This is a genomic window from Rhodococcoides fascians A44A (assembly GCF_000760735.1).
Taxonomy (GTDB): domain Bacteria; phylum Actinomycetota; class Actinomycetes; order Mycobacteriales; family Mycobacteriaceae; genus Rhodococcoides; species Rhodococcoides fascians_E.
Map to the genome: position 1 here is coordinate 2,993,023 of NZ_JMEX01000008.1, position 25,999 is coordinate 3,019,021.

General features: G+C 65.7%; 22 protein-coding genes. 17 read left to right on the forward strand and 5 right to left on the reverse strand.

Annotated elements, in window-relative coordinates; all coding sequences use genetic code 11:
• Positions 1–45 precede the first annotated feature (45 nt).
• The 12 genes from BH95_RS26400 to BH95_RS26455 all read left to right on the forward strand — a co-directional run bounded on the left by BH95_RS26400 (position 46) and on the right by BH95_RS26455 (position 13,314).
• A complete protein-coding gene (locus BH95_RS26400) occupies positions 46–1,146 on the forward strand; it encodes an MBL fold metallo-hydrolase (RefSeq protein ID WP_019664421.1) in 1,101 nt (366 codons plus the stop codon).
• A gap of 19 nt (positions 1,147–1,165) precedes the next feature.
• A complete protein-coding gene (locus BH95_RS26405) occupies positions 1,166–3,556 on the forward strand; it encodes an HAD-IC family P-type ATPase (protein WP_026347669.1) in 2,391 nt (796 codons plus the stop codon).
• Positions 3,557–3,598: 42 nt separating this feature from the next.
• On the forward strand, positions 3,599–3,790 hold the full coding sequence (locus tag BH95_RS26410; protein WP_019664423.1) for an antitoxin: 192 nt from the start codon (positions 3,599–3,601) through the stop codon (positions 3,788–3,790).
• 60 nt (positions 3,791–3,850) lie between these two features.
• Positions 3,851–5,488, forward strand: coding sequence for a Na+/H+ antiporter (locus BH95_RS26415; protein WP_020111467.1), 1,638 nt, complete (start codon positions 3,851–3,853; stop codon positions 5,486–5,488).
• Complete coding sequence (locus BH95_RS26420) at positions 5,488–6,669, forward strand: lipase family protein (protein ID WP_037143824.1); 1,182 nt, start codon at positions 5,488–5,490, stop codon at positions 6,667–6,669. Before BH95_RS26415 ends, BH95_RS26420 begins: the two co-directional genes overlap by 1 nt.
• 1 nt (position 6,670) lies before the next feature.
• The gene (locus BH95_RS26425; RefSeq protein ID WP_026347670.1) at positions 6,671–7,045 is read left to right on the forward strand and encodes an MmcQ/YjbR family DNA-binding protein; all 375 of its coding nucleotides are present in this window, start codon (positions 6,671–6,673) and stop codon (positions 7,043–7,045) included.
• A gap of 11 nt (positions 7,046–7,056) precedes the next feature.
• Positions 7,057–8,208, forward strand: a complete 1,152-nt coding sequence (locus BH95_RS26430) for a sensor histidine kinase (protein ID WP_371828072.1) — start codon at positions 7,057–7,059, stop codon at positions 8,206–8,208.
• Positions 8,209–8,250: 42 nt separating this feature from the next.
• Entirely contained in the window at positions 8,251–9,033 is a 783-nt protein-coding gene (locus tag BH95_RS26435; RefSeq protein WP_019664428.1) for a LytR/AlgR family response regulator transcription factor, read from the forward strand.
• The gene (locus BH95_RS26440; protein WP_019664429.1) at positions 9,030–9,398 is read left to right on the forward strand and encodes a hypothetical protein; all 369 of its coding nucleotides are present in this window, start codon (positions 9,030–9,032) and stop codon (positions 9,396–9,398) included. Before BH95_RS26435 ends, BH95_RS26440 begins: the two co-directional genes overlap by 4 nt.
• A gap of 2 nt (positions 9,399–9,400) precedes the next feature.
• Positions 9,401–11,137, forward strand: coding sequence for a sodium/solute symporter (locus BH95_RS26445; protein WP_020111464.1), 1,737 nt, complete (start codon positions 9,401–9,403; stop codon positions 11,135–11,137).
• 210 nt (positions 11,138–11,347) lie between these two features.
• Positions 11,348–11,647 carry a DUF485 domain-containing protein gene (locus tag BH95_RS26450; protein WP_037185049.1) on the forward strand — a complete coding sequence of 100 codons (300 nt, stop codon included), beginning with the start codon at positions 11,348–11,350 and terminating at the stop codon, positions 11,645–11,647.
• Positions 11,644–13,314, forward strand: a complete 1,671-nt coding sequence (locus BH95_RS26455) for a solute symporter family protein (RefSeq protein WP_052060187.1) — start codon at positions 11,644–11,646, stop codon at positions 13,312–13,314. The genes BH95_RS26450 and BH95_RS26455 overlap by 4 nt, the downstream gene beginning before the upstream one ends.
• Before the next feature lie 84 nt (positions 13,315–13,398).
• Here the strand turns inward: BH95_RS26455 and BH95_RS29710 are convergent, their stop codons facing one another.
• Entirely contained in the window at positions 13,399–14,361 is a 963-nt protein-coding gene (locus BH95_RS29710) for a hypothetical protein (protein WP_037161576.1), read from the reverse strand.
• Between the two features lie 254 nt (positions 14,362–14,615).
• On the opposite strand from BH95_RS29710, the gene BH95_RS26465 reads away from it, so the two are divergent.
• From BH95_RS26465 to BH95_RS26475, 3 genes are all read left to right on the forward strand, one after another.
• Complete coding sequence (locus BH95_RS26465) at positions 14,616–15,050, forward strand: type II toxin-antitoxin system Rv0910 family toxin (RefSeq protein WP_019664434.1); 435 nt, start codon at positions 14,616–14,618, stop codon at positions 15,048–15,050.
• 18 nt (positions 15,051–15,068) lie between these two features.
• A complete protein-coding gene (locus tag BH95_RS26470) occupies positions 15,069–16,718 on the forward strand; it encodes a VWA domain-containing protein (RefSeq protein WP_371828332.1) in 1,650 nt (549 codons plus the stop codon).
• A gap of 96 nt (positions 16,719–16,814) precedes the next feature.
• Complete coding sequence (locus tag BH95_RS26475) at positions 16,815–18,464, forward strand: substrate-binding domain-containing protein (RefSeq protein WP_037185053.1); 1,650 nt, start codon at positions 16,815–16,817, stop codon at positions 18,462–18,464.
• Between the two features lie 2 nt (positions 18,465–18,466).
• Here the strand turns inward: BH95_RS26475 and BH95_RS26480 are convergent, their stop codons facing one another.
• A complete protein-coding gene (locus tag BH95_RS26480; protein WP_019664437.1) occupies positions 18,467–19,198 on the reverse strand; it encodes an energy-coupling factor transporter transmembrane component T family protein in 732 nt (243 codons plus the stop codon).
• On the reverse strand, positions 19,195–21,192 hold the full coding sequence (locus tag BH95_RS26485) for an ABC transporter ATP-binding protein (RefSeq protein ID WP_244165144.1): 1,998 nt from the start codon (positions 21,190–21,192) through the stop codon (positions 19,195–19,197). The genes BH95_RS26480 and BH95_RS26485 overlap by 4 nt, the downstream gene beginning before the upstream one ends.
• 65 nt (positions 21,193–21,257) lie before the next feature.
• Between BH95_RS26485 and BH95_RS26490 the strand changes: the two genes are divergently transcribed.
• Positions 21,258–21,710, forward strand: coding sequence for a GNAT family N-acetyltransferase (locus tag BH95_RS26490; RefSeq protein ID WP_019664439.1), 453 nt, complete (start codon positions 21,258–21,260; stop codon positions 21,708–21,710).
• A 79-nt stretch (positions 21,711–21,789) separates the two neighbouring features.
• Here the strand turns inward: BH95_RS26490 and BH95_RS26495 are convergent, their stop codons facing one another.
• On the reverse strand, positions 21,790–23,280 hold the full coding sequence (locus BH95_RS26495; protein WP_052060188.1) for a DEAD/DEAH box helicase: 1,491 nt from the start codon (positions 23,278–23,280) through the stop codon (positions 21,790–21,792).
• A 252-nt stretch (positions 23,281–23,532) separates the two neighbouring features.
• The gene (locus BH95_RS26500; RefSeq protein ID WP_037185057.1) at positions 23,533–24,870 is read right to left on the reverse strand and encodes an HNH endonuclease; all 1,338 of its coding nucleotides are present in this window, start codon (positions 24,868–24,870) and stop codon (positions 23,533–23,535) included.
• Between the two features lie 517 nt (positions 24,871–25,387).
• On the opposite strand from BH95_RS26500, the gene BH95_RS26505 reads away from it, so the two are divergent.
• Entirely contained in the window at positions 25,388–25,993 is a 606-nt protein-coding gene (locus BH95_RS26505) for a pentapeptide repeat-containing protein (RefSeq protein ID WP_037185061.1), read from the forward strand.
• Positions 25,994–25,999: the final 6 nt, after the last annotated feature.

The following is a 25,999-nucleotide window of genomic DNA, read 5'->3' on the forward strand; positions in this document are numbered from 1 at the left end:
CCGCCTGTCCTGTTCGCCCGGTTCGGCTCACCTATCCTCGCGGGGGTGACCAAACAGCGGATCGTGCCGATCGCCCTCGGCATCGCAGGTGCAGCATGGGTGGCCCGAGCGGCGTGGGGACTCCCGGCTCAGATCGGTGCGACAGCAGGCAAGATCGCACCGTACGCGGCAGGGTCGGCACGCTACCGCGACCGCCGATTCCACAACACCGAACCCAGCTCGAGCTTCTCCGGCGGCGGCGACGAGTCGATTCTGGTGTCCTTCCTCCGGCGCCGCGCGCTGGGCAAGCCGCAGCAACCGATTCCCCTCGCACCCCAGGTCGCTCCCGTCGACGCCGGTGAAACAGCCGTCACCTGGTACGGCCACTCGTCCGTGCTGATCGAACTCGACGGCAAGCGCATCCTCGCCGACCCGGTGTGGAGCCACCGAGTGTCGCCCTCGCGCACCGTGGGGCCGTCGCGCCTGCATCCGACGCCGGTTGCCCTCGACGCGCTTCCCTCCGTCGACGCGATCGTCATCTCCCACGACCACTACGACCACCTCGACAAGGCGACCATCGTGCGCCTCGCGAGCCTGCAGACGGCGACGTTCGTCGTCCCGCTGGGGATCGGTGCCCACCTGCGCCACTGGCGGATACCCGAGGACCGAATCGTCGAGTTGGACTGGGACGAACAGACCGAGGTCGCCGGCATCACCATCACCTGCACCGAAGCCAGGCACTTCTCGGGTCGAGGGCTCAAGCGTGATCTGACGCAGTGGGCGTCCTGGGCGTTCGCTGGACCGAAGCACCGGGTCTTCTTCGGCGGTGACACCGGTTACACGGTCAAGTTCGCGGAGATCGGCGCCAAGTACGGCCCGTTCGATCTGACGTTGCTGCCGGTCGGTGCCTACGACCCACGTTGGGCGGACATACACATGAACCCGGAAGAAGCCGTGCGGGCACACGGAGATCTGGGCGGCAACGTGCTCGTCCCCGTGCACTGGGCGACGTTCAATCTGGCGTTCCACCCGTGGTCCGAACCCATCGTTCGGCTGAAGGCCGCAGCGGACAGCGTCGGCGTTCCCACGGTCGTGCCGATGCCGGGTCAGCGGATCGATGCATCCAGGGGAACACAGGACGATCGGTGGTGGGCGAGGCTCGGCTGACGACCACTACTCTGTGTCCATGTCGATCGAGACGGACGCGCAGTGGGAACGTGGACTCACCGAAGCGGAAGTAGCGCAACTTCGAGCCGACGGAAAATCCAACGACGTTCCGGCCCGGGCGAGTCGTTCGGTCAAGGACATCGTCCGCGGCAACGTGTTCACGCGGATCAATGCCATTCTGGGTGTCCTGCTGATTATCGTGCTCTCGACGGGATCGATCGTCGACGGCATGTTCGGGTTGCTGATCATCGCCAACAGCGGTATCGGCATCATCCAGGAGATCCGGGCCAAGAAGACTCTGGACGAACTGGCGATCGTCGGCCAGAGCAAACCGGTCGTTCGACGGGACGGCGTCGCGCGCGAGGTCGCCCCCGACGAGGTGGTTCTCGGTGACGTCATCGAGTTGGGCCCGGGTGATCAGATCGTCGTCGACGGCAGCGTGGTCGAAGCGTCGTCGCTGGAGGTCGACGAGTCGCTGCTGACCGGTGAAGCGGACGCGGTGCACAAGGAGATCGACGCGCCCATCCTGTCCGGCAGTTTCGTCGTGGCCGGTAGTGGTGCCTACCGCGCGACGAAGGTCGGCCGCGATGCGTACGCCGCCAAGCTCGCCGAGGAGGCGAGCAAGTTCACCCTGGTGCACTCCGAGCTGCGGAGCGGCATCGACAAGATTCTGAAGTTCATCACCTACCTGATGATCCCGGCAGGCGCGCTCATCATCTACAACCAGCTGTTCTCGTCGGGGCAGTCGCTGGGCCCTGCGCTGAACGGCATGGTCGCGGCCCTCGTTCCGATGGTGCCCGAGGGTCTGGTGCTGATGACGTCGATCGCGTTCGCCGTCGGTGTCGTTCGGCTCGGGCAACGCAAATGCCTCGTCCAGGAGCTTCCTGCAATCGAGGGGCTCGCGCGCGTCGACGTGGTCTGTGCGGACAAGACGGGCACGTTGACCGAGAACGGTATGCGGCTCGCGGAGCTTCGCGTCGTGGAGGAAGGGGACACGGCCGTGCTGCCCCGCGTCCTCGCCGCGCTCGCACACGACGATCCACGCCCGAACGCCAGTGTTCTGGCGATCGCCGAAGCGTTCCCGGAGGATCCGGGGTGGACCGAAACCGCGGTCGCGCCGTTCTCGTCGGCGAAGAAGTGGAGCGGCCTGTCCTACGGAGACGACGGCAACTGGCTTCTCGGAGCGCCCGACGTGCTGCTGGACCCGACCAGCGACATCGCCCGCCAGGCAGAGGAAGTCGGCTCGTCGGGACTGCGTGTTCTGCTGCTCGCCAGCAGTGATCTCCCGGTCGACGACGACGCGGCCCCCGGTGTGGTCACTCCGCGGGCGCTGGTGATCCTGGAACAGAAGGTGCGGTCCGACGCCCGCGAGACACTCGAGTACTTCGCGAGCCAATCCGTTGCCGTGAAGGTCATCTCCGGGGACAACGCCGTGTCGGTGGGGGCCGTCGCGGGATCTCTCGGCCTCGCCGGCAGCCCCATCGACGCACGCAACCTACCCGAGCGCACCGAGGACCTCGCCGACACCGTCGAGAATTCCACCACGTTCGGACGAGTGCGCCCCGATCAGAAGCGTCGGATGGTCGGCGCCCTGCAGTCCCGGGGACACACCGTGGCGATGACCGGCGACGGCGTCAACGACGTGCTCGCACTCAAGGACGCCGACATCGGTGTCGCCATGGGCTCGGGCAGTGCCGCGACACGCGCAGTCGCGCAGATCGTGTTGCTGGACAACAAGTTCGCGACGCTGCCGTACGTCGTGGGTGAAGGCCGACGCGTCATCGGCAACATCGAACGCGTCTCGAACCTGTTCCTCACCAAGACCGTGTACTCGGTGTTGCTGGCGTTCCTCATCGGCCTGTCCGGGGTGCTGTCGCAGATCTTCCACTTCGAGCCGATTCCGTATCCGTTCCTGCCGCGTCACGTCACCATCGCCGCGTGGTTCACGATCGGCATCCCTGCATTCATCCTGTCGCTCGCCCCCAACAACGAGCGTGCGCGGTCCGGGTTCGTCCCGCGCGTGATGCGCCTCGCGGTGCCGTCGGGCCTGATCGTCGGCGTCGCGACGTTCGTGTCCTACCTGCTCGCCTACCAAGGACCGCAGGCGACCGAGGAACAGGTGACCCAGGCCAGCACGACGGCACTGATCACGTTGATCATGATCGCCGTATGGGTGCTCGCCGTCGTCGCTCGGCCGTACGTGTGGTGGAAGATCGTGCTGCTCGCCGGTTCGGTGCTGGGCTACCTGGCGCTGTTCACCATCCCGTTCTGCCGCACGTTCTTCAAGCTCGACCCGTCGAACATCGCGCTGACGACTTCGGCGTTCGTGATCGGCGCCGTCGGAATCGTGCTCGTGGAGGTGTCCTGGCGCATCAGCGCGGCCCTGCAACGAAACGGTTCCGCGAAGTAAGCTTCATCCCGCCAGCACAATCACAGCGAATGGAGTGATCTCATGGGTTTCGCAGACAACCTCAAGGGCATCGTCGACAAGGGCAAAGAGCTCGCCGCCGAGAACTCCGACAAGATCGAGGACGTCGTCGACAAGGCAGGCGATTTCATCGACGACAAGACCGGTGGCAAGTACGCCGACAAGGTCGACAAAGTGCAGGAAGCGGCGAAGAAGGCCATTCCGGACAAGCCGTGAACGGATGATCGTGTGCGAGTCGGCTGCGCGAGGCCGCGCAGCTGACGGCATGATCTAGCTGTGGACGGACCAGTACTACTACTCGTCGTGATCGCGGCCGTCGCGGTGGCGGGTTTCGCCAAACGCTTCGACCTTCAGGTGCCGCTGGTGCTCGTCGCGGTCGGATCGGCGGCGTCGTTCGTTCCAGGAGTTCCTCAGCTGACCCTGTCACCCGAGCTGATCCTCGGCGTGGTGCTGCCTCCGCTGTTGTACTCGGCCGCCCTCGACTTCTCGTTCGTCAGCTTCCGCAAGAACCTGGGACACATTCTCCGGCTCGGCATCGTCATGGTCATCGTGACCGCGGTGGCCGTGGGGTACTTCGCCAACTGGCTGGTCCCCGAACTCACTCTCGGCGCCGCACTGGTCCTGGGCGCTGTGGTGGCGCCGCCCGACGCCGTGGCCGCGATCGCCGTCGGCCGCAAACTCGGACTGCCCTCCCGCATGATGGCGATCCTGACCGGGGAAAGCCTGGTCAACGACGCGGCCGCCTTGACTCTGTTCACCCTCGCCGTCGCGTCGGTGACGGGCAAGAAGATCGAGATCGACTCGCCCGTACTGTTCTTCGCGTACGAGATTGCGGGCGGAGTGATCGTCGGCTACGTACTGGCCCGCATCGTCCGCTTCGTTCGTTCGCGCATCCGCGATTCCTCGCTGGAAACCGTTCTGGGACTCGTGCTTCCGTTCACCGCGTACCTGGCTGCCGAGGAGATCCACGCGTCGGGAGTGCTGGCCGTCGTGACCGCGGGATTCGTGCTCGGCAGGGTCACCGCCGACGTCGCGGTCCCGACGCGGATCCAGGAACGCCAGGTCTGGCCGTTGATGGACCTGCTGCTCGAAGCATTCGTGTTCGCCTACATGGGGTTGCAACTCAAATCGGTCATCGAGGAAGTGCAGCGGGACGGACTCCCGGTGCACCACATCTTCGCCTACGCCCTGCTCGTTCTGCTCGTCGTCATTCTCGTCCGGCCGGCCTGGATCTTCGTCAACACCTCCAGGCGATCCGTGGTGCGCAAACTTCTGCGCAGAAAGGCGTCGGAGACGTCCGACGTACTCGGACTGACGTGGCGACAGAACCTCGTCCTGTCCTGGGCGGGGATGCGCGGCGTGGTGACGCTGGCCGCGGCGTCGGGTGTGCCGCTCGCCACCGTGGCGGGAGATCCGTTCCCGGGCCGCGCCGTCATTCAAGCGGTCGCATTCGTCGTTGCGGTGGGGACGTTGGTGATCCAGGGGCTGACGTTGCCGATGCTGATCCGGAGACTCGACGTCGCCGACGCCGACGAGCAGCGTCGAACCGACGAACAGGCGGCTCTCGCACGGTCCATCTCGAGGTCGGCGGCCGAGCAGTACCTCTCCGAGGCCGCGGTGAACGGGATCGACGGAGCCAGCCGAGAATCCGTCGAGCACGTCCTGGAGCGGGTGCGGCGATCGGTTCGCGCGCGACTCGACGCCGACGAAACCGAAGACCACGAAGAGCGGATCGCCGCAGCGGGCGCACTGTTCGACACGTTGCGCCGTAACGTCCTCGTCGCGCAGCGCGCAGCACTGGTGCACGCCCGTGACGCGGGTGAACTGGACGACGAGGTCCTGCGGACCGTGCTCGACGGCCTCGACGTGGAAGAAGCTGCGGCCGAAGCGCGACTGGAACGGAGAAACCGATAGTGCGGCGGTGGCTGGTCGGTGCCCTGGCTCTGACTCTTCTCGCCGGGTGCGGCGGTCCCGAGGCGCCCCCTGCGCTCGATTCGTCCGCACCCGCTGTCGCACCGGCGCCCGTCGGCGACGAACGTGGTGCGATCGTCTCGCAGACGGACATGGGTCATCTCGACCTCGCTGTGCGGTTCCTCGGTGCGTCCGCCACCCGCGTGGTGTACGCGTCCACGTCGGGTGACGGCACGTCGCGGACCGAAGTGTCCGGGGTGATCTTCGCCCCGAAAGGTGCACCGCCGCAGGGTGGTTGGCCCATCGTGTCCGTGGGTCACGGCACGACCGGAGTCACCGACGAGTGCGCTCCGTCGCTGTACCCGAACCTGTTGGGCACCATCGGCACGGTCGCCCCGTTCCTCGAACGAGGCATGGTCGTCGCGGTCACGGACTACGAGGGCATCGGCACTCCCGGTATTCATCCCTACCTCGACCCGAATGCCGCGGCGTACAACGTCATCGACGCAGTCCGCGCGGCCGCGAACGTCGTACCCGGCACCGGTGCCCGGTGGGGAGCGATCGGTAATTCCCAAGGTGGACAGGCCGTGTGGGCGGCAGCGGAGCATGCGGACTACGCCGACGGGTTGGAGCTCGTCGGCAGCGCCGCGCTGTCTCCCGTCCTCGATCTCGCGCCCATGTTCGACGCGGGGCACGTGAACACCCTCCCGCAGATTCTGCTGACACCGTTTCTCGTCGACGGCCTGCAGTACCGGCATCCGGAGGTGACCGGAACGGAGTTCGTCCGGGGCGCACTCGAGGCCGACAGGCGCGCGCTGACCGCGTGCACTGACCTCCTCGGTGTGCAGAAGGCGGAAGCCGCTGTGCGTCTGACGCCGTCGGACGCGATGCCGGCCACCGAGGCGTCACGTCTGAAAATGGTGGAGTGGTTGACGTCCGTCGCACTGCCGCGGACGCGGACGGATGTGCCGTTGCTGGCTGTCGTCGGGCAACAGGATCAATTGATCGACCCGAAATGGACACGCGACGCCGTAGCGCGGGCATGCTCGATGGGAGACGTCGTGTCCCTCCGGGAAGAGCCCGGCCAGGGGCATTCGGACCAGGCGGCCGTCGCCGACGGGGTGGCGTGGTTGGCCGACAGATTTGCCGGCGTACCACCGCCCGACACCTGTGCAGGAGGATGACATGGATCCGAACCCACTGACGATGGTGCGGGCGCTGTGCCTGGCGCTTCCCGAGGCCACCGAGCGCATCAGCCACGGCGAACCGTCGTGGTTCGTCCGCAAGTCTCCACAGTTCGCGATGTTCTCCGATCATCACCACGACGACCGCGTCGGATTCGTCGCCGCCGCCCCGGCCGGGGCGCAGCAAGCCTGGGTTGCGAAGGACAGCACCCGCTTCTACGTACCCCCGTACTTCGGCGGGCGAGGGTGGATCGGCGTCTACCTCGACGTGCCGCAGGACTGGGAGGACATCGCGGACATCGTGGAGGATGCGTACCGGACGGTGGCGCCCAAGACGCTGCTGACCCAACTCGATGCCGAGCGCCAACCCGAATGACCTCGGCTCTGATGTGGTTCGCGGTCATCGTGGCCTGCGCGATCGTTGCCGTCGCCGTGATCAGTCTGCGGGGACGGCGGGATCTGACGACGCCCGAGGAGCGCGCGGTCCACGCGACGCTGCACACCGCATCTTTGGCAGCCCGCCCGCTGCGCCGCGGCCTGGACACCCAGTCCGCGGCTGAGGCCGCGCCTCATCTGCGCGCGCTCACCGGTGGTGACGCACTCGGCGTCGCCGACGCCGACGCGCACCTGCTGGCGTGGAACGGTCCCTTCGAGGAGGTGGTCGGGCAGTTCCTTGAGGCGGCCGCGCGGGCAGTCGGCGGCCAGCGCCGAATTCTGATCACCGCGCCTGCGGGTGCCACGTGGCGCACCGTGGTGGTCCAACCGTTGCTCGTCGAGGACGTCGGTGTCGTCGGGGTCCTCGGTGTCGTCACCACGTCGACGCCCGGACCGGGCATGCTCGGAGCCGTCGGCGAGGTCGCCCGCTACGCCTGCGGGCAGATCGAGTTGGCCGAACTCGACGCCTCGCGTGCACGCCTCGACCGCGCCGAAGTCCGAGCACTGCGCGCTCAGATCAGCCCGCACTTCATCTACAACGCTCTCGGCACGGTCGCCTCGTTCGTCCGTACCGATCCCGACAGAGCACGAGAGCTGGTGCTGGAGTTCGCGGATTTCACCCGCTACTCGTTCCGTAACTCCGGCGAGTTCACCGTCCTGTCCGACGAACTACGCAACATCGATCGGTACCTGACGCTCGAGCGGGCACGCTTCGGCGACACTCTGCAGGTCACGTTGCAGGTCGCGCCCGAGGTACTGAACGTCGCACTGCCGTTTCTCGCGCTGCAGCCCCTGGTCGAGAACGCGGTGCGGCACGGGATCGCGGGTCGCGCCGGTGGCGGCACCATCACCATCGTCGCGGCCGACGAGGGAACCGACTGCCTTATCAGCGTCGAGGACGACGGCGTCGGAATGGATCCGGAACTGCTGCGATCGGGAACGCTGGACTCCGACGAGGCCGCGCACGTGGGTCTGTCCAATGTGGACGATCGACTGCGCGCGGCGTTCGGCAACGACTACGGTCTCGTCGTGGACACGGGCATGGGTGCCGGAACGAAGGTCAGCATGCGGGTTCCTAAGTTCAAAGCGGGGATTCGGGCATGACCGCCGTGGTCGGCAGCGCTGGATGTCTGGGATGATGCGGTGATGACCGGTCTTGTTGTGCTCGCAGTCGACGACGAGAAGCCGGCGCTCGACGAGTTGGCTTTTCTGCTGAACGCGCAGGATTCGGTGGCCGAGGTCTTCGTCGCGTCGGACGCCACGACGGCACTGCGACGACTGCAACATCCGGTCGACGCGTCCTACCCGGCGATCGACGCAGTGTTCCTCGACATCAACATGCCCGGTCTCGACGGGTTGGAGCTCGCCGGGATCCTCTCGAACTTCGTGCGTCCACCGGCGGTCGTGTTCGTCACCGCCCACGACGACCGAGCACTGGCCGCATTCGACCTCGGCGCCGTCGACTACCTGCTCAAACCCTTGCGCGAGGACCGTCTGGCGGAATCTCTGCGCCGAATCACCGCCGCGGGCCGACGACCGGAGGGTCAGGAACCGGCTACAGGGGACGAGATCATCCCGGTCGAGCTCGGCGGCACGACGACGCTCGTGCAACGTGCGAGCGTGGGGTGGGTGGAAGCGGACGGCGATTACGCCCGGCTGCACACCTCCACGGGCTCTCACCTCGTGCGGATCCCTATCTCCACCCTCGAAAGTCGTTGGGCAGAAGTCGGTTTCCTCCGAGTGCACCGGTCCTACCTGGTGTCCCTGTCGTTGGTGACGGGCATCAAGAGCGTCGGATCGGGGCTCGTGGTGTGCCTCCGACGCCACGGAGACCTCGCGGCCGTCGAACTCCCGGTGAGCAGGCGTCACACCCGGGCACTCAAGGATCGTCTCGTCCGCGGCCCGCTGCAATCCTGGTCGAATCGGTGACGGAGCCCGGTCGGAACCCGCGTGAACGCGTGGTCCTTGCCCGCAGGCGCGGCGCCCGGATCGTCAGAACGCGGGTGGAAGTGCAGGAACACACCGAGGTCGGCGACGCCATGGTGCGCGGCCTCGTTCGCGCTCAACTGCTGCTGTCGATCCGCCTCGCCGTGGTGACGCTCGCCGTACTGTTCTCGATTCCGTTGCTGGGCCTGCTCGTTCCCGCGTTCTCCGACGCCGTGGTGTTCGGAGTTCGGTTGCCGTGGGTCGTGCTCGGGGTCGCGGTCTACCCGTTGCTGCTGGGTGTCGGCTGGATCCACGTCCGCCGCTCCGAGCGCATCGAGCAGCAATTCCTCGACCTGGTGGACGACTGATCATGACGGGGGTGCCGTGGCTCACGGTGGGAGCGTTGCTGATCGCTGCCGCCGCGACCGTCGCCATCGGTGTGTACGGCGTGCGCCTGGCCCGCACCACGTCGGACTTCCTCGTCGCGTCACGCACCGTGGGGCCGAAATGGAATGCGGCCGCCATCTCCGGCGAATACCTGTCGGCTGCATCGTTTCTCGGGGTCGCCGGCCTCATCGCCAAGTACGGTGCCGACGCCCTGTGGTATCCGATCGGTTTCACTGCCGGGTATCTGGGTCTGCTGCTGTTCGTTGCCGCGCCGCTCCGGCGCAGCGGCGCCTACACCGTTCCCGATTTCGCCGAGTTCCGGCTGGGCTCCGGGCGATTGCGCACCCTCGCGATGTTCGTCGTCGTGGTCATCTGCGCTCTGTACCTCGTGCCGCAGTTTCAGGGTGCGGGCCTCACTCTCAATATCTTGCTGGGAGTTCCCGGGTGGGTGGGCGCGGCGGTCGTCGGGTTCATCGTCATCGCCAACGTCGTCGGTGGAGGCATGCGCTCCATCACGTTCGTGCAGGCCTTCCAGTACTGGTTGAAGCTGACGGCCGTCGCTGTTCCGGCCCTCGTGCTTGCCGTGCACTTCTTCGCCGACGATCGTGCGGTCGGTAGTCCGGCGCCACCGACGGTGGACCGGGTGACGACGGTCGAGATCAACACCGATGTTCTCGTTCAGGTGGATTCACCGATCGGCGCGCTCATCAGCGGCACTCTCGACGGTGACAGCGTCGACGGCGCGGTGGTGCTGGGTGCAGGCACGCACGAGTTGTCCGAGGGAACGTCCCTGGTGCTCGACGCGGGTTCGGCCGTTCCCGTCGTGGCGGGCGCACCGACGACGGACCGTCAGTGGGCGATGCCCGGTGGCGGGCTCGGCGGCATGCATCCGCTGTACCAGGTGTATTCGCTCATTCTGGCGACGTTCCTCGGCACCCTCGGTTTGCCTCACGTGCTCGTGCGGTTCTACACCAATCCCGACGGTCGTGCCGCGCGAGTGACGTCGCTGACGGTCCTCGGTCTGCTCGGCTTGTTCTATCTCTTTCCGACTCTGCTGGGAGTCTTCGCGCGTCTGTACGTTCCGCAGTTGTTGATCACCGGGAACTCCGACGCGGCGGTACTGCTGCTCCCCGGGTCGGTGTTGTCCGGTGTGGGAGGCCAACTCCTGGCCGCTCTCGTCGCCGCCGGGGCCATCGCGGCGTTCCTGTCGACGTCGTCGGGTCTGTTGGTGAGCATCGCCGGGGTGCTGAGCACCGATGTTCTTCGTGGACGCGTCCGAGACTTCCGCATCGCAGCGGTGCTCGCAGGAGCCGTGCCGCTCGCGATGTCCCTCGGGCTCGCGTCGCTCGATCTGTCTCGCACGGTGGGGCTGGTGTTCGCGGTTGCCGCGTCGACGCTGTGCCCCCTCCTCGTGCTGGGCATCTGGTGGCGCGGACTGACCGCGGCCGGTGCAGCAGCCGGGCTGATCGGCGGCGGAACCGTCTCGCTCGTGGCAGCGTCGCTGTCGGTGTTCGGAATTCCGGAGGCATGGTTCGGGGGATGGGCGGCGACCGTCCTCGGGTACCCGGCCGCCGTCAGCGTGCCCCTCGCTTTCGGGTTGATGTACCTGGTCAGCAAGGCGACATCGCGGACGGTTCCCGTCGACATCGGCGGCATCTTCACCCGACTGCACGCTCCCGAACGCCTGGGTGTCGGCAAGGACCGCGAGCGCGAACTCTGACACCTCGGCCGTTTGTCGCGGTGAGACAACCGTTCGGCGCAGACCTACGCAGCTGAACGTGTGACCGACGCCACCACGTCCTTTTGTGATCCCGATCTCACTACTCTCAGTCCAGATCTTCCGTCACACTCCGTGACGCCACGACGAGGGAGCACTTTCGTGACAACACCGGACACATCTCCACCACCGGACGAGCAAGCGTTCATCGACATGCAAGCAAGCCCGGAATTTCAGGAACTGCGTCGACGCCTGCGCAGCTTCGTCTTCCCGATGACCGCGTTCTTCCTGATCTGGTACATCGTCTACGTGCTGCTGAGCAACTACGCGCACGACTTCATGTCCACCCCTGTGTGGGGCAACGTCAACGTCGGCCTGCTCCTCGGACTGGGGCAGTTCGTCACCACCTTCGCGATCACGGGCATCTACGTTCGTTTCGCGAACCGTGAACTCGACCCGCGCGCCGAGACACTGCGCAACGACATGATCGCGTCCCAGGAGGCCAAGCGATGACCTCGAGCCAGTTTCCGATTCCTTCCGCGGGCACTCACTTCCTGGCGCAAGCCGCAGACACCACCGTCGGCGAACCACTCGTCAACATCGCGATCTTCGGAGCGTTCGTCGCCGTCACGATGTTCGTCGTCATCCGCGCCTCGAAGAAGAACGCGACCGCCTCCGAGTTCTTCACCGCCGGTGGCGGATTCTCCGGACCACAGAACGGCGTCGCCATCGCAGGCGACTACCTCTCCGCGGCAAGCTTCCTCGGCATCGCGGGCGCCATCGCCGTCTACGGGTACGACGGCTTCCTCTACTCCATCGGCTTCCTCGTCGCCTGGCTCGTCGCGCTGCTGCTCGTGGCCGAGTTGCTCCGCAACACCGGCAAATTCACGATGGCCGACGTGTTGAGCTTCCGCCTCAAGCAACGTCCGGTGCGCACCGCGGCCGCGCTGTCGACGCTGACGGTGTCGCTGTTCTACCTCCTCGCGCAGATGGCGGGCGCAGGCGGACTCGTCGCACTCCTGCTCGACATCTCCGACCGCACCGGGCAGTCCATCGTCATCGCCGTCGTCGGTGTGTTGATGATCGTCTACGTCCTCGTCGGCGGCATGAAGGGCACCACCTGGGTCCAGATCATCAAGGCGGTTCTGCTCATCGCCGGTGCACTGTTCATGACGGTGCTCGTTCTCGCGAAGTTCGGCTTCAACATCTCCGAGCTGCTCGGTAGTGCACAGGAAACGATCACCGGCTCCGCCGATGATGCAGTCGCAGCCCGCCAGGTTCTCGAGCCGGGCGCTCAGTACGGCGGCAGCAACATGTCCAAGCTCAACTTCCTGTCACTCGGTATCGCACTCGTGCTCGGAACTGCTGGTCTCCCACACGTTCTCATGCGCTTCTACACCGTCCCCACCGCGAAGGAAGCCCGTCGCAGCGTCGTCTGGGCCATCGCACTCATCGGCGCGTTCTACCTCTTCACCCTGGTGCTCGGCTACGGAGCCGCAGCAATCGTCGGACCGGACCGCATCCTGGCGTCGGCAGGCGGACAGAACTCCGCGGCACCGCTGTTGGCCTTCGAGCTCGGTGGCGTCATCCTGCTCGGTGTCATCTCGGCGGTCGCCTTCGCGACGATCCTCGCCGTGGTCGCCGGCCTGACCATCACCGCGTCGGCGTCCTTCGCTCACGACATCTACGCCAGCGTCATCAAGAAGGGCGATGTCGACGAGAAGAAGCAGGTCAAGGTCTCGCGCATCACCGCCGTCGTGATCGGTTCACTCGCCATCGGCCTCGGCATCCTGGCGAACGGTCAGAACATCGCGTTCCTCGTCGCACTCGCCTTCGCGGTCGCTGCCGCGGCGAACCTGCCGACCATCGTGTACTCGCTGTTCTGGCGTCGCTTCAACACCACCGGCGCACTGTGCAGCATGTACGGCGGCCTGATCTCGACGCTCGTGCTCATCGTCTTCTCCCCGGCCGTGTCCGGATCGAAGACCGCGATGATCCCCGGCTCGGACTTCGCCTGGTTCCCGTTGTCCAACCCCGGAATCGTCTCCATCCCACTCGCATTCGTGCTGGGAATCGTCGGAACGCTTCTGTCGAAGGACAGCGAGAGCCGCGCCAAGCAAGCCGAGATGGAGGTTCGCTCACTCACCGGCATCGGTGCGGAGAAAGCCACCGCCCACTGAGGGTTCCATCTCTCTCGCACACCTTCCAGTCCCTCGCACAGGTTGCAGCCTGTGCGGGGGACTGCAGTGTGTGCGGGAAGGGGGTCACCTTGCCGACGGCCGGACCACGGTGCGTGGGGTGGGGAGTGCGGCTGCGAGCTCGATCGACGCTCGCAGCTTGGACACCAGCCTGTCGGGGTTCTCGAGGTCGGACCACGTCAACCGGAGAACGATCCAACCGTGCGCTCGCAGCGCGTCCTCGCGCTTCTTCTCGGCGACCACAGCAGCAGCCGGTGTCTGCCCAGGTTTCAGATACTTCGAATACTTGACCATTCCGTCGAATTCGATGATCACTCCGTACTGCGCCAACAGGAAATCGACGCGAGCGAGGAACGCACCGCCCTTCGTGTACAGATCGACCTGCAATTCGGGGTGGTCGAATCCCGCATGGTGCAACTGCACGCGACACCGTGATTCGCCCACACTCTCGCTGTGCTCGGAGCTGAAGTGCAGCGCGCGAAGTGCCTTTGCGATGTTTCTTCGCCCGCGTCGGTTCAAGGCCTCGGTGACGGATTCGATCGAGACGAGCTTCTTCGCCAATGCACTGTCCGCAGCGCACACTGCTGCTTCGAAGGGGAGCGCGCGGCACAGATCGGCGACCGTCCGGCTCGGTGACGTCACGGACAACCCCCGGATGTTCACGATGTCGTCGTCGACGAGAGGTGCGGGATGAACGTGCCGCCCACCGGTCTTACGGCCACCACCGCTACGACCGACGGTGAAATGAACACGCTGCAGATCCGGGGCCCACAGTGCGATCCCGTGGACCAGGGCAGCGGACTGGTGACTCACGACGAGTCGGCCACCGGCGGCGTTCGCGTGCGCCCGCGTCCGGAGAACGTGGCGATCCTCGGGCCCCAGAGCCTGGAGCGCCGACGAATCGGCGAATGCGCCGCGTCGGATTCGCTTCATCGTCCCGTTCCTGGTCGCGGTCCGTATCTCGCTGTCCGACGTTCCGGTGCGCACGAGCTGGCTACGCATCAGCAACGGGTCCTCGTCGAATCGCATGGCGACGATCGTGGTCGATCGGGCGCGTTCGCGGTAGCTGTGGATGAACGATCCTGGGGATAACTCGATTGTGTTGTACGATGCGCGATTTCGTTCTGCTCCCGCACACCTTCCAGTCCCTCGCACAGGTTGCAGCCTGTGCGGGGGACTGCAGTGTGTGCGGGGGTGGGAGCTGGTAGCTATCACAACTCCGCGGGCCCCGGTGAGGTCTGCCTCACACATCGGGGTTGACGCGTTTGGTTACGATCCCTTCCGTGGCCAAGCTGAAGGTAACCGTCAACGTCCCGCTCGACCCCGAGACCGCGTGGACTCATGCGTCCGATCTCGCCGACTACGACAAGTGGTTGTCCATCCACGAGGGATGGCGCTCCGACCTGCCGGAACAACTGTCCGTCGGCACCACTCTGGAGTCCGTCGCGTCGGTGAAAGGGATGCGTAACCGCGTCCGGTGGACCATCGAGAGCTACGACCCGCCGAAGAAGCTGAAGTTGAAGGGCAACGGCAAGGGCGGAGTGAAGATCGGGCTGGTGTTGTCGGTCGCGGAGGGCAAGAGCGGCGGCTCCGACCTGACGCTGGACGTCGAGCTCGGTGGTGCCCCCTTGTTCGGCCCGATCGGCTCCGGCGTCGCTCGGGCGCTGAAGGGCGACATCGAGAACTCGATGAAGACCTTCGAATCGCTGTACGCCTGACAACGGAGAGGCCTTTCCATGCCCGGCAGACACAGTGCCCCTGGTAGACACAGTGCCCCCGCGTCGGGTGCAAGCGCCGTTCCGGCGGTGAAGTACGGGATCATCGCCGTCGTTCTCCTGCTCGTCGTCGGCGGTGGAGTGTTCGCGGCGCAGAAGGCCTTCGGTTCCGATTGCACGGATCCGGCCACGTACTCCCTGGCCGCGGACCCTGCTATCGCCGGAGTGGTCCAGCAGGTCGTCGACGACACCTCGGCCGAGGATCTCGGGTGCGCGACGGTGGAGGTCACCGCGACCGATTCCGGCACGGCGTCGGCTGCGGTGTCGATGGGTGCGGATGCGCCGTCGTTGTGGATCCCGGATTCCGCACTGTGGGTGGGAAAGGCCGTGCGCGCGACGGGTTCGCTGGTGGATGTGGCAAGCCAGTCGGTGGCGAGTTCCCCGGCGGTGATCGCCGCACGCAAGGACGAGGTTCCGTTCTTCGACTCCTGGTTGACTGCTCTGCAGCTGAAGAGTCTGCGCATCGGAAATCCGTTGACCAACACCATCTCCGACGCTGCCATTCTCGGGGCGCTCTCGGAGGCGGGCTCCGACGCGGACGCCGTGGATTCGGTGTCGGCCGCGCTGGTGCCGATCGCGCAGGCGCAGGCCGCTACCCGCGGTGAAGCAGATCCGACGGTGCGTCTGGAGGAGATGGTCGCCGACGGCGGAGTGTCGGTGGTGTCCGAGCAGTCGTACCTCGACTTCCAGAAATCCACCGGCGCCGAACTCGGCACGACGACGCCTCCCACCGGCAGTTTCTTTCTCAACTTTCCGCTGGCCGTAACCGAACCGGCCGACGATCGCGTCGAGGGCGCGAAGGCCGTCGGGCTCGCCGTGGCGGAGGCCCTGGCGTCGGAGACGGGGTTGCAAGCTCTGTCCGACGCCGGATTCCGAGCACCCGACGGCACTCCGCTCAGCGACAGCCGTGGCGTCGGGGACATCGAGGCGTTGACCATCGCCGACCAGCAGACTGCCGAGGAGACCCTGCGTCGCTACCAGGTTCTGGCCCTGCCGTCGCGCACCCTCGTGATGGAGGACGTGTCGGGGTCGATGGGGTACAGCGCGGGTGCGGACACCCGTATCGGGCTCACCGTGCAGGCCAGCGATACCGGCAATCGGTTGTTCCCGAACAACGCCGCGCTGGGGTTGTGGGCCTTCTCGGTCGGCCTCGGTGGGGGAGACCAGGACTACCGCGAGTTGGTTCCGATTCGTCGGCTCGACGAGGACGTGAACGGCACGTCGCAGCGTGACCTTCTGCTGCAGGCGACGCGCACGCTCCCGGGCCTCGTGGGCGGCGGAACAGGCCTGTACGACACGGCGCTCGCGGCGTTCCGACAGGTCAAAGAGGGATACGACCCCGATTACATCAACAGCGTCATCATTCTCACCGACGGTTCCAACGAGGATCCGGGCAGCATCTCGCTCGACGAACTCCTCTCGACGTTGCGTGCCGAGCAGGATCCCACCAAGCCTGTCGTCATCGTCACGATCGGTATCACCGACGACGCCGACGCCGGGGTTCTCCAGCAGATCTCCGCAGCGACCGGCGGAACCAGCTTTCTGGCCAGAAATCCGGCGGAAATCCCCAACGTTTTTGTGAATGCTCTCAAGAGCCGCGCAGGACGCTGATTTTCCCGCTATTTTTGGGTTTGCCGTTTGCTCGGCGCGCTTCGTCGTGCATGATGCAGCGTGCAACGGAAGCTGACTGTTTGGGGGAACACGGGGATGTCGGGGCGTCACGGAACGGGAACGCGCAGAAATCCGCTGTACGTGGGGGGCGCGATCGTCGTCACGGCAGTAGTGGTCGTCGTCGGCGGATACTTCGGAGTGCAGGCCGTCCGTGCAGGTGGCGCCGAGTGCGACACCGTCGCGCAGGTGTCCGTTGCAGTCGATCCCACCGTCGCCCCGGTCGTCACGGACGTGCTGTCCACCGTGGAACCCGTCGACCGAGGGTGCACCGATTTCGACATCAGGGCCGAGGCGCCGACGGACACGGCCACCGAACTTGCCGGCAACAACGAGAACCGTCCGGACCTGTGGATCCCTGATTCGACGCTGTGGCTGCTGAAGACTCTCCGGTCGACCGGGGCTCTTCCCGAGGTGGCCAAGTCCTCGGTGGTCAACACCATGCCCGTCGTCGTCACGCGTCCGGGTGAGTCGGTTCCGGTGAACACCTGGCTGGAGGTGCTGCAGAATCCGGGCCTTCGGATCGGCGATCCGCTGGACAGCAGCGGATCCCTGGCCTCGATTCTCGGAGCTCTGTCGGAATCGGAGGTCGCGATCTCCGACGCCAAGGCAGTCTCTGCCGCACTGGTCCCGAAAGCTCAGGACTACGGCCGGATCGCGAATCTGCCGCACGGAACGGCGGATCTCGTCGACCAGGTCGCGGCCGAGGGTGGAACGTCGGTTGCAACCGAGCAGAGCGTGCTCGCGTACAACGCCGCGCATCCCGATGCCCCGCTCGAAGCGTCGGTTCCACCGACGGGCAGCTATTTCCTGAACTACCCGCTCGCGGTCACCGCGGCAGCAGGCCCGGACTACGACCGCGTCAAGGATGCCGGTACCGCCTTGGCGTCGGCGCTGTCGACCACCTCGGCCACCGAAGCCCTGACGGCCGCCGGTTTTCGGCAGGCCAGCGGTGTTCCAGTGGCCGACGGTCGGGGTATCGGTTCGGTCGCGTCGCTGGAGTTGAAGAATCCGCTGGCCATCGAATCGACGCTGCGTGACTGGTCGGTGCTTGCCCTTCCGCTTCGCACCCTCGTCGTCGAGGACGTATCCGGGTCCATGGCGGCGCGGTCCGGTGACTCGACACGGATAGCTCTGACCGTCGATGCAAGCCTCGGGGCGAACGCCCTCTTCAGCGACCAGACCGAGATGGGGCTGTGGGCGTTCTCCATCGGTCTCGGCGGAGGACAACAGGATTATCGTGAGTTGGTTCCCCTGGGAGCGGTGGACACGGTGTTCAACGGTCTGCCACAGCGCGAAGCGATTCTGTCCGCAATCCGCGGGCTTCCAGGCATCGTGGGTGGCGGAACCGGTTTGTACGACACCACTCTCGCTGCGTTCCGTCGGGTCAAGGAAGGGTACGACCCCAATTTCGTCAACAGTGTCATCCTGCTGACGGACGGTACGAACGAGGACGAAGGCAGCCCCAGCTTGGATCAGCTGATCGAAACCTTGCAGCGCGAACAGGATCCGGTGCGCCCCGTCGTCATCGTCACCGTCGGTATCACCACCGACGCCGATCCTGTTGCGCTGCAGAGAATTGCCGCTGCGACGGGTGGTACCAGCTACGTCGCCGAGGATCCGCGTGACATCCCGGACGTGTTCGTGCAGGCACTGAACAGCCGAACCCAACGCATCGGCGGCGAGTAGCTCTAGACGAACGTCAGCACGATCCCGGCGGTGCAGCACAGTGCGACGACGGCGAGGGCCAGCGCGTCGGACAGCCCCGGTCGGCTCGGGTGCGCGGTGATCTGGCCGGTACCGCCGCGGGCGGTGATCGCTTCGCCCATCTCGGTTGCCCGACGAATGGCGATGGACATCGTCGCGGTGATCAGGTCGACGATCGAGTTGTCCGAAGCGCTGTTGAGCACCGATTTCGGCCGGAGTTTGCGGGCTGCGATCATCGTGCGCATCTCTTCGATGAGCAGGGGTAGCGATCGCAAACACAGTGCCAGGGTCGCGGCCCATTCGTCGACCGGCAATTTCAGCTTCTTCAGCGGCGAGACCAGTACGGCCACTGCGGGTGCGATGTCGCTCATCGACGTCGTCCACCCGATCATCAACGAGGCCCCCAGAAGAACGAAGGCGAAGACGGTCGAGCGTAGGAACAACAGAACCGCATCGAGACCGAGCGGAACGTTGATGAGTGCGCCGACGAGAAACAGCACCCAGATCCACCACGGAGGCCGCGGAACGGCGGTCGGTGGAACTCGGCCGATCACCGCCGCGACGACGAGCACTCCGACGACGAGTCCGATGGATGCCCAGGACGGTGCGACGACGATCGTGATGCTGATCAGCAGCACCGCGAGCAGTTTGGTTCCCGCCCAGAGTCGATGGATGGGCGAGGAACCGGGGACCTGACGGAGAACGACTGTGGTCACGACGCGACCCTGCCGGCGTCGAGTACTACGGTCCGATCGCAGATTCGATCCATTCCGTCGACGTCGTGCGAGATCACCACGATGGCAATCCCTTGTCGTCGCAGCGATCCGAGCACGTCGATGATCTCCGTTCGGCCGGGCGGATCCAAGCCGGCAAGGGGCTCGTCGAGCACGAGAATTCGAGGTTTGTTGACAATCAGGCCTGCAATCACGACGCGACGCATCTGCCCGCCGCTGAGCGAGTCGATCTCGCGGCCCGCAAGGGTGCGATCCAGCCCGACGGCGTCCATGGCCACCGCGACCTTGGCGGATCCCACCTCCGGACCTCCTGCGGACTCGATGTCCTCGGCGACGGTTCGACGCTGCAGTTGCAGACGTGAATGTTGGAAGGCCAGGCCCACGGCACCGACGTTGCCCGCGATGTCGCGTCCGTCCAAGCGAGCGGTGCCTGCCGACGGTGACGTCAACCCGGCGAGAATCCAGGCCAGCGTCGACTTGCCGGATCCGTTGCCGCCGAGGACAAGAATGCCGTCGCCCTTCGAGATGGACAGATCGATGCCGTGCAGAGCGTCCTGAGACCACGGTGTCCGGCTGTTGTAGGTGTGGGTGACGCCGGTCAACGTCATCAGGGGCGCGCCGGTGTGGAAAGCGTCCGCGGAGTAGGCGAAGTGCCCGCGCATCCAATCGGGTGTATGTGCGACCTGGAACCCGCTGTGCAGGTGTACGACGCGATCGGCAGCCACCGTCTCCAACTCCTGATGCGTGACGAGCACGACGGACATCGGGTGTCGTTTCGGAAGTGCCGCAAGCAATGCCACCAGACTCGCGCGACCCTCCGCGTCGATCATCGCGGTGGCCTCGTCGGCGATCAGAAGAGCGGGACGCCGAGCCAGGGCCGACGCCACGGCAAGTCGTTGCAGCTGGCCGCCGGACAACGACGACGTGTCCCGCTCGCCCAGACCTGCCAGCCCGACTTCCGACAGTACCGATTCGACGTCGATGTCGTAGCCGGGCGGAAGCCCCCACACGACGTCGTCGGCGACGCGGCTGCCCAGCACCTGACTTTCCGGGCGTTGCAGCACGACGGCCGTTCCTCCGGTCAGTCCGAGTCCGGCTGTGCCCGGGCGTTCCACCGTCCCCGACGTCGGCTCACGGCCCGCGAGGATGCGTGCGAGTGTGGATTTGCCCGACCCGTTGTGTCCGACGACGGCAACGAACTCACCGAGCTCGATCCGCAGGTCGATGTTGTCCAGTGCGGCGAATGTGCTGTCCGGATAACGGAATCCGACGCCGCGCAGTTGTACCGGAAGTGGTCCGACGTCACCGTCCGTTGCGACGGGCAACCGGTCGATCACCGGGATGGTGGCGAGCCGATCCAGGACGGCGCCGAGGATCAGCCAGGCGAACAGGGCGCCGAAGACGATCGACAGTGTGGTCGTGCCGAGAATCCACCACCACCAGTGATCGAGGATGGTTCCGACGCTGTCCCGCAGAACATTCGCGGGGGTGACGAGGAATTCGGCCCGAGACATCAAGCGGGCCAAGCCTTCCACGGTGTTCTCGATGGTCCGCAGAAACAGCTCTCGCAGTGGCGACAGAATCAGCAGCAGGCCGACCATGATTGCCCCGATTGCCGGACCCACCACCATCGACGTGGCCAGAACGGACAGCAGCCCCTGCTTCTTCCGTTTGGCCCGGCCGACGAGGCCACCCAGGATCGCGGACATGGCGACGGTGAACGCGGTGGTGGTGCCGGCTGCGACGAACGCCACGAGCACGCCCGCAACCGCCGCTGCCACGAGTGCTCGGGTGCGGTGACGCTGCACCACGACGGCCATCGGCACGGCCGCCACGATCTGAAGCGCTGTGGCCATGGGAACGAGAATCGCGACGACCGACAGGGCGACCGCGAAACTGCTCATCACCGCTGCCGTAGCCAGCTCGGTAGGCGATAGAGCCCCGGACGTGCGAGGCTCGGCGGGGCTGACTGTCACTTGTCCAGTGTGCCAGCAACCGAGATGGGCGTTTCACGCTCTGCGAACGAAAGAGGCACAGCACAGTGATCACAGTCGACGAAGAGGACTGGGAAACCCCCGTCGGCGCGCAACTGCGCGCAGCACAACGCGCTGAACTGGACGCGCGTTACGGCAACAGCAACCACGAGCCCGGCGCGGCGCCCACCTCCGAGGACATCCTGGTGTTCGTCGTCGCACGGGACGACACCCACGTCGGAATCGGGTGCGGGGCGCTACGACTGCTCGACGAGGGCGAAGCGGAAATCAAACGGATGTACGTCATCCCTCCCGAACGGGGACGAGGCGCTTCGGTGGCGATACTGCGACGGCTGGAAACCAGTGCCCGAAATCGGGGGATCCGTGTCCTCAAACTGGAGACCGGATCCGGACAACCCGACGCCGTTCGCTTCTACGAGCGCGAGGGGTACTCCCGCATCGACGGATTCGGGCCTTACACAGACTCTCCGACATCCATCTGTTTCGAACGGACGCTGTAAGCCAGGATCCAAGACACACAACAAGAGCACCCGACCAGGTCGGGTGCTCTTGCCATGTCTTCGGGTAGGTCGAGTCCGACTACCTGGTTCGCTGGCTTGTCGCCGGGCCCGCGGGACGGCGACGACGGCCACCGCCTGCGGCGTGCTGCCGCTGATCCGGCTGTCCCTGGCTGGAGCGTCCCTGGCTCGGCTGGCCCTGCCCGGAACGCGCCTGGCCCGAACGGGTCTGCTGCCCGGACTGCGCGCGGTCACCCTGGCCGGCGCCACGAGCACTACCACCACGAGCACTGCCACCACGAGCACTGCCACCACGGGCACTGCCGCCGCGGGGTGCGCCGTTGCGGGGCCGAGGGGTTCCCTGACGCTGCGGTTGCGGTGCTGCCTTCGGTGCGGGCTCGACGTAGCGAGCCTGCTCGCCCACGAGTTCTGCAACCTGCGGTGAATCTGCCGTGACGCGGACGGGAGTCACCGTGATCGCGGCCTTGCGAAGCAGCACGGCAGTGTCCTTGCGCTGCTCGGGAAGGACGACGGTGACGACGTCTCCTGCGCTTCCAGCTCGGGCGGTACGGCCTGAACGGTGCAGGTAGGCCTTGTGCTCGGCAGGCGGGTCGACGTGCACGACGAGCTGAACGTCGTCGACGTGGACTCCGCGAGCCGCGACGTCGGTAGCGACGAGAACTCGAGCGGTGCCGGACGAGAACGCGAGCAGGTTCCGGTCACGGGCAGCCTGCGACAGGTTGCCGTGGAGGTCCACCGACGGGATACCCGCCTCGGTGAGCTGCTTGGCAAGCTTGCGCGCCTGGTGCTTGGTGCGCATGAACAGGATTCGGCGGCCGGTGCCCGACGCCAACTGCTGAACGAGCTTCTTCTTCGCCTCGACACCGTCGACCTCGAACACGCTGTGGGTCATGGCTTCGACGTGCGACGTTGCTTCGTCGACGGAGTGTGTGACCTGGTCGGTGAGGAATCGCTTGACGAGCTTGTCGACTCCGTTGTCCAGCGTCGCAGAGAACAGCAACCGCTGTCCCTTCTGCGGTGTGGCAGCGAGGATCCGGGTCACGACGGGAAGAAAGCCGAGATCGGCCATGTGGTCGGCCTCGTCGAGGACGGTGATCTGCACGCCGTCGAGGCTGACGTGGCGCTGCTTCATCAGGTCTTCGAGGCGTCCCGGGCAGGCGACGACGATGTCGACGCCTGCGTTCAAGGCGGACACCTGGCGGCCCTGGGACACACCGCCGAAGATCGTGGTGACCTTCAGCTTGTAGGCGGCCGCCAGCGGTTCGATGGCGACGGCGATCTGGGTCGCCAGTTCACGAGTGGGGGCGAGGATCAGCCCACGCGGACGACCGGGCTTGCGGTTGCCCGCGAGCTGGCCGGCGAGGCGAGCGACCATGGGAATGGAGAACGCGAGGGTCTTGCCGCTTCCGGTCTTTCCACGTCCGAGCACGTCGCGTCCGGCGAGTGTGTCGGGAAGGGTGTCGGCCTGGATGGGGAAGGGCTCGGTCTTGCCTTGTGCTGCAAGTGCCTCGGCGAGTGCATTCGGCACGCCGAGTGAAGCAAAGGTAGTCATAGTGATGGGTTGCGCCTTTCGGGCATGGTGCTGCACCGCAAGGTTCACTGCTGTGACCTGTGAGTGCAAGGTTGGCGAGACTGCCGGTGGGCAATTTCGATCGCCGTAAGAAAAGCCTGTGCAGGGTGCACATGGACAACACGGCCGAAGCCGGGCGGAAGTTGAAGCATTCCACGACGTCTGGCGTGCAGCTACACACACCGTTGCCCAGTGTAACCGCTGAACGCTCCATCGCCTTCCCGGAGTGACGTATCAGGCAGCTCTGTGGGACGTCGCCAGCAGTTTTGCCGCGTATTCCTCGGCGAACTCGTGTTCGACGAACGAGCAATACCGTCGGGCGACCGGCATCGGGGGCGCCTGAGAGCTGTACCTGTGCCCGGTAGGAGTCTCGAAGTCGTAGACGTGGATCGCCCGCGGCTCCTGTCGCTTCGGTGTGGACGTCCACCCGTCGGCTTCTTTGGCGTAGTTGCACGCGGCGCATAATCCCGCTCCGTTGTGCGCACTGGTTGCACCGCCGTGTGCGTGGGAGCGAATGTGGTCGCGGTGACGTATCGGGGCGTCGCACCACGGTGTGCGGCACGTTCCGTCACGCACGTCGATCAGCGTGGCCAACGCTGTGGGGAAGCTCCGCGCCTTGGATTCCATCGCGGTCAGAGCACCGGAAAGTGGTTCCGCGTACAGCTTGCGCAGCTCGGTGCGCACGGGTGATGCGGCGGCGTCGGCGACGAGCTTGCGTGCGATCGACGCGGGGATCTCGCCGTAGCCGCTCAGATGAGCCGGCTTCGAGTCGTGTCCGAACAGCGTCTCGTCGGAGATGACGAGAGTGACCGACACCGCGGCGCCCGAGGCTGCGCGGGCTGTACCGGTGATGCGCTCGAACGCGAGGTCGGCCATGATCTGATCCCGGGTGCGACGTTCGTCCCCCACACCGACCAAGGAGTCGGCGTGTCTTCGTAGAGTTGCCCACATCGAGACACCTCTGTCCATCGATGTCATCACCTTGAACTCGCACATGAAGTCGGGATGCGGCCGAGTAATCGCGCGGCGTTGTTCGAACGCTCTTGCTTTCCTCCTGGCCACGGAGGCGGGGTCCAGTTCAGCTGCCAATGCCCGGGCTCGACGCTCGATCGCGTTGTCTCCCAAGTTCTTCAAGGTTGCCGAGTCGGAGCACAGTTGCTCGTCGATCGACCGCCTGTCCTCTGCGGTCAAGCACGCAGTTTCTCTGGCGATCAGAGTTGCTCGCCACTCGTTCAGCTCACCCGAACGCAGGCGTGCGTGGGTATGGGGCATCTCGTGGACGAGTGCCCGGGCGAGGCCCAACAGCCGGCCTCCCTTGTTCGGTGATTCACGACGGGCGAGGCCGATCTGCGACGCGACTCCCTTGCGCCACTCTGCCTTCGGTCGACCCTTCGCCTTACGTTCTGCGGCAATGCTGTTCGCCACGGCGTCCGTGACGGTGGCTTGGTGCGCGGAGCCCGCACTCTTCAAGTCCTCGAGCGCGGAGACGAGGTCGATTCCCGCCGCCGCGTCGTCGTCGAACTCGCTGGTGCGCAGACGGGCCACGAAACCGAGTACTTCTGAAGCGTTCACAAGTCCCCCCAAGGAATGCATTCGAACGTATGTTCTACAGTAACCGCCACGGGCCCACGCCGCAACCACGCGCTTCCCTCAGTGGCGAACGGCTTGGTATCGTTCGCGCATCGACACATATTCTCTGTGAACCAGGCCTCTCACGACGGCTGTGTACGCCGCCCACGCGCGGTGGTGATTCCGTGCGCCACGGGAGGAACCCGATCGAGGGTTCCCAGCTCCCGTCCCGTACCGAAACACCATTCATCGGAGTTCTTTCACCATGTCGTCGACACCTCTTCCCTTCACGTCTGCCATCGGCGCCCGCGCTGAACTGCGGGCAGACTGCAGCAACTGTTTTGCCCTGTGCTGCACAGCTTTAGGATTTTCTCGATCGGCGGATTTCGCCGAGGACAAGGCAGTCGGTGCGCCGTGCCGACACCTCGGGTCGGATCACTCCTGCACTGTTCACGACAGTCTTCGCAGCCGCGGTTTTCGTGGGTGCACGGTATTCGACTGCTTCGGCGCAGGGCAGGCTGTGTCGCAACGTCTTTTCGGCGGTGTCGGCTGGCGTGATCGACCGGACACGCGTCAGTCGATGTTCGCGGCGTTCACGACCGTCAAGCTACTGCACGAAATGCTCTGGTACCTGGCCGAAGTGGGGGAGCGCACGTACGACCCGGATCATGCGGACGAAGCACGCAGCGTCACGAACACGATCACCACGCTGACGGCATCAGGTCCCGAGGAGGTGCTCTCGGCCGACGTCGAGAACCTTCATCTCACCGTGAGAGTGCTTCTGATGGACGTCAGCGCTGAAATACGGTCTCGCTACTTCGCCGAAGGGGATCGCCGGGATCGACGGCTGACACCGGGCGCGGACCTGGCTGAAATCGACCTGCGCGGACTGCCCCTGTGCGGAGCCGATCTTCGTGGCGCGTGCCTCATCGCGGCGGACCTTCGACACTGCGATGTCACGGGCGTCGACCTGCTCGGAGCAGACCTGCGAGACGTACGCGTCGAGGGAACAGATCTCTCGGGTGCTCTGTTTCTGACCCAGTCGCAGGTGAACTCCGCGCAGGGTGACGATCGAACACGCCTTCCAGCCGGGATCGAACGCCCACGGCACTGGAACGCGGAGTGACCGAAG